Source organism: Roseicella frigidaeris (genome assembly GCF_003258945.1).
GTDB classification, from domain to species: domain Bacteria; phylum Pseudomonadota; class Alphaproteobacteria; order Acetobacterales; family Acetobacteraceae; genus Paracraurococcus; species Paracraurococcus frigidaeris.
Genome location: NZ_QLIX01000068.1, coordinates 1 through 3,416, shown reverse-complemented (window position 1 = coordinate 3,416; position 3,416 = coordinate 1). Strand labels below are relative to the sequence as shown.

The 3,416-nt window shown below is 72.2% G+C and carries 4 protein-coding genes and 1 tRNA gene; 2 read left to right on the top strand and 3 right to left on the bottom strand.

Going from position 1 to position 3,416, the window contains the following annotated elements:
- The first annotated feature begins 231 nt into the window (after window positions 1-231).
- Entirely contained in the window at window positions 232-465 is a 234-nt protein-coding gene (locus DOO78_RS26680; RefSeq protein ID WP_111472914.1) for a hypothetical protein, read from the top strand.
- 150 nt (window positions 466-615) lie between these two features.
- Window positions 616-1,584, top strand: coding sequence for an alpha/beta fold hydrolase (locus DOO78_RS26675; RefSeq protein WP_165839111.1), 969 nt, complete (start codon window positions 616-618; stop codon window positions 1,582-1,584).
- Here the strand turns inward: DOO78_RS26675 and DOO78_RS26670 are convergent, their stop codons facing one another.
- From DOO78_RS26670 to DOO78_RS26660, 3 genes are all read right to left on the bottom strand, one after another.
- On the bottom strand, window positions 1,585-2,484 hold the full coding sequence (locus DOO78_RS26670) for an NAD(P)-dependent oxidoreductase (RefSeq protein WP_111472912.1): 900 nt from the start codon (window positions 2,482-2,484) through the stop codon (window positions 1,585-1,587).
- Window positions 2,484-3,239, bottom strand: a complete 756-nt coding sequence (locus tag DOO78_RS26665; protein ID WP_111472911.1) for an SDR family NAD(P)-dependent oxidoreductase — start codon at window positions 3,237-3,239, stop codon at window positions 2,484-2,486. Before DOO78_RS26665 ends, DOO78_RS26670 begins: the two co-directional genes overlap by 1 nt.
- A 74-nt stretch (window positions 3,240-3,313) precedes the next feature.
- A tRNA-Met gene (locus DOO78_RS26660) sits at window positions 3,314-3,390 on the bottom strand.
- Between the last annotated feature and the right edge of the window lie 26 nt (window positions 3,391-3,416).

The following is a 3,416-nucleotide window of genomic DNA, read 5'->3' as shown; positions in this document are numbered from 1 at the left end:
CCCTCAGGCCTCACTCCGCCCTCAAGGGCTTGCCGCCCATCTCACGCATCACCAGCGACAATGTCCTTGGCAATGACACCTAGAGCAGATCCCGATCAGGTGGACTCACCTGATCGGGTGAAGATGCTCTGAAAACAAATGCCTGGGGCGCCAAGGGCGTCTTGGCGCTTGCCAGCCCGGTGGGTTGCAGGTGAAATCCGGCGCCGGACATCCGATGCCGATGGGGAACCGATGGTCACGCAGGCTGCATCATGGATCCGCGGCGCGCGGCGCGGCGCCGCCCTGCTCGGTCTCCTCGCCCTGGCGGCCCTGCCGGGCTGCGAGAGCCGGAAGCCGGCCACCCAGACGGGCGAGGCGCTCGACCGCGCCGGGACGGCGACCGGCGCCGCCATCGACCGCGCCGCGACCGCGACGGGCGGCGCGATGGAACGCACCGGCGAGTGGGTGCGTCGCAAGACGGAGTGAGGGTGGCCGGGGCGTGCCGTTGCTGCGCCGCCCGGCCGGGGCGGGCATGAGGCTCGCCGGGATCGACGTCGGCGGATGACGGCGGGTGCATCGGCGTCGATGCGGGGCGCCATGAGGCGGCGGCGCCTCGCGGCGCTCGGCCTGGGATCCTTGGGTGCGGCCCTTTGCGGCTGCACGCCGGTCGTCATCCCCGCCGGGCCGCCGACCGGGGAGTCGCGCCTCGACGGCCAGACGTTCGTCATGGCGGATGGCGCGCGGCTGCCCGTCCAGGCCTGGCTGCCGGCGGCGGCGCCGCGCGCGGTCCTGGTCGGGCTGCACGGCTTCGGCGACTACTCGCGCAATGCCTTCGAGTTGCCGGCGCCGGCCTTCACCGCGGCGGGCATCGCGCTCTATGCCTATGACCAGCGCGGCTTCGGCGCCGCGCCGCATCGCGGGTTCTGGCCCGGCACTGCGACCCTGGTCGCCGATTGCCATGCCGTCACGCGGCTGGTGGCGGCGCGGCATCCCAGCCTGCCGGTCTTCCTGATGGGGGAGAGCATGGGCGCGGCCGTGGTGCTGGTCGCGGCCCAGGCGCCCGGGGCGCCGCCGGTGCAGGGCTGCATCCTCCTCGCCCCCGGCATCCGTGGCCGGGCGAGCATGAGCGGCTTCTCCCGCACGACGCTGGAGATCGCCTCACGCCTGATCCCGGCGGTCGGCTTCAGCGGCGCGGCGCCCGGCTTCTCGCCCTCCGACAACCAGGAAGCGCTGCGGCGCTGGTCCCGCGACCCGTTGACGGCGAAGGAGTACCGCGTCGATTTCGTCTACGGGCTGGTCGAGCTGATGGACCAGGCGCTGCAGGCGGCGGCGACATTCACCGGGCCAGCGCTCCTTCTCTATGGCGCGCATGACCGCATCGTGCCGAAGGCGCCGATGCGGCGCCTGCTCGAGACCCTGCCGCAGCGGCCCTCGCTGTGCATTGCCTATTACCGCGAGGGCCACCACCTGCTGCTGCGCGACCTCGATCGCGCCACGGTCATCCACGACCTGCTCGCCTGGATGGCGGACCCGGCGGCGCCGCTGCCCTCGCAGGCCGACCTCGCCGCCGCCGCCTGGCTGGCCAAGCGGGACGAGGACGGATGATCAGCGGCCGCGGATCGGCGCGCCGCCCCAGCCCTCGATGAGGCGCGCGAGCTGGGCGAGGTCCTCGCCGGCCATGCCCTGGCTGGCGGCGAAGCGCCAGAGCCGCGCCGCCTGCTCCAGGCTCCACATCGGCACGTCCTGGCTGCGCGCCTCCTCGAGCCCGAGGCCGACATCCTTGTCGAGCACGCCGATGCTGGCGCCGAAGCGCCGCTCGCCGCTCAGCACCGTCGGCAGGAAGCCGGCGGTGGCGAAGCTGCGGCCGGTGCCGGCATTGACCATCTCGAGCATGACATCGGCATCGAGCCCGGCCTTGGCGCCGAGCGAGAAGGCCTCGAGCGCGGTCGCGGCATTGGCGGCGAAGAGCAGGTTGTTCACCAGCTTCATCACCTGCGCCTGGCCGGGCGTCTCGCCGAGGACGAAGACCTGCCGGCCGATGCGGAACTGCCAGGGCCGCAGCCGCTCGACCGCGGCCGGCGCGCCGGCGGCGAGCATGGCGAGCGTGCCGGCCCGCGCCCCGGCCGGGCCGCCGCTGATCGGCGCATCGACCATGGCGATGTCGCGCGGCGCCAAGCCTTCGGCGATGCGCTGCACGCTGGCGCGGCCGATGGTCGACATCTCGGCATAGAGGCGGAGCGCCTTGCCATGGACGACGCCCTCGGGCCCGAGCGCCACCGCCTCGCTCACCTTTCCGCTGGGCAGGCAGGCGAAGACGATCTCGGCGCGATCGGCGACCGCCTTGGGCGAGGCGCAGGCGGTGGCACCGCGGGCGGTGAAGGGGGCCATGGCCTCCGGGCGAGGATCGTAGACATGCAGCTGCACGTCCTCGCCGAGCAGGCGCTCGGCCATGGGCGCGCCCATCTGGCCGAGGCCGAGGAAGCCGATGCGGGTGGGTGTGGGCATCAGACGGTCACCAGGCCGCTATCGACCGGCAAGATGGTACCGGTGACGATGCGGCTGTCATCCGAGGCGAAGTAGAGGGCGGCCTGGGCCATGTCCATCGGCTCGCCGAGGCCGAGCAAGTGCTGATCGGCCAGGCCCTGCATCGCGGCATTGCCGGCGAGCAGCCGACGCACGCGCTCGGTGAGCGTCACGGTCGGGGCGATGGCATTCACCCGCACGCGCTTCGGCCCGAACTCAACGGCGAGCGAGCGCGTCAGCGCCGCCACGCCACCCTTCGCCGCGGTGTAGCAGTCGCGGCCGGGGAAGCCCATGAGCGCGACGACGGAGGCCATGTTGATGACCGAGCCGCCGCCGGAGCGGATGATCTCCGGGATGCCGAAGCGGCAGCCGAGGAAGGTGCCGAAGAGATCGAGGCGGATGGCGCGCCAGAACTCGTCGAGCGGTGCCTCGACGACGGTGTTGTCGATGCTGGTGGAGCCGCCGGCATTGTTGTGCAGCACATGCAAGCCGCCGTAATGCGCGACGGCGCGGCGGATGGTCTCGGCGATGCTGTCCGGCTCGCCGACATCGGTCTGCAGGAAGATCGCCTCGCCGCCGACGGTGGTGATGCGATGCGCTGTCTCCTCGCCGCTCGGCCCGTCGATCTCGGCGATGACGAGCCGGGCGCCCTCGCGCGCGAAGAGCTCGGCCGTGCAGCGGCCGATGCCGGTGCCGGCGCCCGTGACGAGGGCGACCTTGCCCGCCAATCTTGCCATGCGTGTTCCCTCCATGCCCGACCTTGGCAGCAAGGACGGCAGCAGGGCAAGACGTGCAGGAGGCGTGGGAAATCTGGATGCGGGGACAGGATTTGAACCTGTGACCTTCAGGTTATGAGCCTGACGAGCTACCGGGCTGCTCCACCCCGCGTGGGTGGTGTGTGTGGGTGTGTGGAT